The 2,939-nt window shown below is 62.6% G+C and carries 3 protein-coding genes and 1 pseudogene; all 4 read left to right on the top strand.

Annotated features, from left to right (window positions below; translation table 11 throughout):
* Window positions 1–284: transposase domain-containing protein (locus tag NKH12_RS30140; RefSeq protein WP_352956443.1), on the top strand; the 284-nt coding region annotated here is incomplete at its 5' end.
* A gap of 54 nt (window positions 285–338) precedes the next feature.
* Window positions 339–749: a hypothetical protein gene (locus NKH12_RS30135; protein WP_352956442.1), complete on the top strand. Its 411-nt coding sequence runs from the start codon at window positions 339–341 to the stop codon at window positions 747–749.
* Window positions 750–792: 43 nt separating this feature from the next.
* Entirely contained in the window at window positions 793–2,082 is a 1,290-nt protein-coding gene (istA, locus tag NKH12_RS30130) for an IS21 family transposase (RefSeq protein ID WP_352956441.1), read from the top strand.
* Window positions 2,082–2,836 (top strand): annotated as a pseudogene (gene istB / locus NKH12_RS30125) (IS21-like element helper ATPase IstB). Before istA ends, istB begins: the two are co-directional and overlap by 1 nt.
* Window positions 2,837–2,939: the final 103 nt, after the last annotated feature.

Genomic DNA, 2,939 nt, shown 5'->3' with positions numbered 1-2,939 from the left:
TCGACTGCATGCTGAAGCGCTGGGACGGCTTCACGTCCTTCCTCGGCGACGGCCGGATTTGTCTCACCAACAACGCCGCCGAACGGGCGCTGCGTTATCGCGGCGCTGATCGAGCCGCCTTCATGGCAACCCTGATCACCACCGCAAAGCTCAACGATGTCGATCCGCAGGCCTGGCTGGCCGATTTTCTCTCTCGCATCGCCGACACGCCGGTCACACGGCTTGAGGACTTGCTCCCGTGGAATTGGAGCCTTTTGACGATCGCAGCAGCTAAAGCTGCCTGATCTGGGCCTTCCATTATTGAGTTCACTTGCAAACCGGATCGTTGAGGCCGTCAGATGAGATATCGCAACTCCGCTCTTTACACCCTCAAATGTGTGGCCGAGATGCTCGAAGAGGACGAAGACTTTTTGCACGATTGCTCGATCGAGATGTTCTCGGAAGACGGTTGCTTGAGCGCCTACGACGACTATCCCGCATCCGAATTAAGCCAACCTAAGACGGCATCGACAACCTTCGGCAGATCGTCGACGAGCGCAGGGCTGCGGGCCACGCACCGCCCAAACCTACCGCAGAAAACCATCGCCCGAAATCATAGCCACCGCGGCCTTGGCCGAATGGTTACCTTTCTCCAAGCCCGCGCCTCAAAGCAGCGGGACGGAAAAACAGGCGGCGGACCACCGCCACAACCGAGCATGCAGCTGTTAGACAAGCCATTTGTCGGCCGAATTGAGAAACTGACCCCCTGACGAAATGAAGAACTGACCCCCTCGGTTATGAGAGGAGGCATGGATGACGGTTGAGATTTCGGCGATTCCTGCATTGTCGAGAACGATGCGGGGGGAGGAGATGCTTCAGCCTGAAGAAGTGGCAGCGATGCTGCGGCTGCATGAGCTTGGCTGGGGAGCGAAGCGACTTGCGAAGGAATTCGGATGCGCGCGCAACACGGTGCGTCGGTATCTGCGCGAGGGCGGGACTTTTCCGTTTCGCAAGCCTGTGCGGCGGACCGCGTTTGACGGGCTGGACGATTGGCTGCGGGAGCGCTTCTTCCGCCATGGCGGCAACGCCGATGTGGTGCGCCAGGAACTGGAGAGCGAACATGGGATCGTTATAGGGCTTCGGTCGGTGGAGCTTCGGGTGCAGGGTTGGCGTCGGGAATTGAAGGCGCAGAAGCGCGCGACGGTTCGGTTTGAGACGGCGCCGGGACATCAGATGCAGATCGACTTTGGCGACACGCGGGCGTGGGTCGGCGGCGAGCGTGTTCGGGTGCACCTGTTTGTAGCAACGCTGGGTTACTCGCGTCGGCTGCATATCCGTCCCTCGCTTCGGGAGCGCCAGGCGGACTGGTTCGAGGGGATGGAAGGAGCCTTCCTTCGCTTCGGCGGGGTTCCAACGGAAGTACTGTTCGACAATCCGAAGGCGCTGGTCGAACATCACGATGCGACGACGCGGGAGGTGCGGTTCAATGTGAGGCTGCACACCTTTGCCCGCTACTGGGGATTTACGCCGCGGGCTTGTGCGCCCTACCGGGCGCGTACGAAGGGGAAGGACGAACGCGGGGTCGGCTATGTCAAGCGCAATGCGATTGCCGGCCGCCGGTTCGAGAACTGGGCGGCGTTCGAGGCGCATCTGGACCAGTGGACACGCGAGATTGCTGATCAGCGTGTGCATGGCACGACCGGCGTGGCTCCTGCGGAGCGCTTTGCCGAAGAAGCCATGGCGCTTCGCCCTCTGGGCGGACGGGCACCGTTTGGGCAGCTGCGGGATCTCGTGCGCAAGGTCCAGGCGGACTGCGCAATCGACCTGGACACGAACAGTTACTCGGTTCCCTGGCGGCTGATCGGGGAGAGCGTCCAAGTCGTGGTGCTGGGCGGCCGCGTTATCGTGCGTCATGCGGGCGAGGTGGTGGCGGATCATGCCTTGTGCCGCGGGCGTCGCCAACGGATTGTCGAGCGCGCGCATCTTGCCGGCGTGGTCGGCGCTGCTGCGCCGGTGCGATCGGCGCCGGCGGAGATCGTTGCGCCTTCCGCTCTGTTGCGGCCGCTGGCCGAATATGAGGCACTGGTGGGAGGCAGCTGGTGATGACGACGGTCGATCACGAGATGTTGGTGGCTCAGCTCGACCGGCTGAAGCTGACCGCGATCCGGGATCAGCTCGATACGCTGCTGGACGAAGCGGCGCGTTCGCAAATGACCTTGCGCGAGGCTTTGGCCTTCCTGGTGACGCGCGAGATCGCGCGGCGCGACGAGCGGCGCATCTCCATGGCAGGCAAGATCGCGCAGTTCCCGTTTGTGCGCGAACTCGATGGCTTCGACTTCGACGCGCAGCCGTCGCTGGATCAGCGCCAAGTCCGGGAGCTGGCGACCTGCCGCTGGATTGCTCATGGCGACACGGTCCTGTTCCTTGGACCTCCGGGTACGGGCAAGACACATCTGGCGGTGGCTCTCGGGCGCGAGGCGATCCGGCAGAACCATAGCGTCCAGTTCGTCACGGCGGCCACGCTCGTGGCGATGCTGGCCAAGGCCCATGACGACGGTTCACTCGAAAAGCAGCTGACGACCCTGTCGCGGCCGAAACTGTTGATCATCGACGAGCTCGGCTATCTCCCGTTCGAAGCCAATGCCGCGCATCTGTTCTTCCAGCTGGTGTCGCGGCGTTATGAGCGGGGATCGATCCTGATCACCTCCAACGCTCGGTGGGCGAATGGGGCAGCGTGTTTGGCGATCCCGTGGTCGCGACCGCGATCCTTGATCGCCTGCTTCATCATTCGACGGTGATCACCATCCGCGGTGACAGCTACCGGCTTCGCGAAAAGCGTGGTTTACGGCGAATTTAGCAAGGCCGCCCCCCCGCCCGCCCCCACCCAAACCCCAAAAAAAAACCCGGGGACCTGTTTGGTTTGGCCCCCCGGGGGAAAAAACAACAAGGGTTGACCCCCA

Origin of the sequence: Mesorhizobium sp. M1322 (assembly GCF_040318085.1) — a bacterium.
Lineage (GTDB): Bacteria > Pseudomonadota > Alphaproteobacteria > Rhizobiales > Rhizobiaceae > Mesorhizobium.
This window is presented reverse-complemented; position numbering and strand designations above follow the sequence as displayed.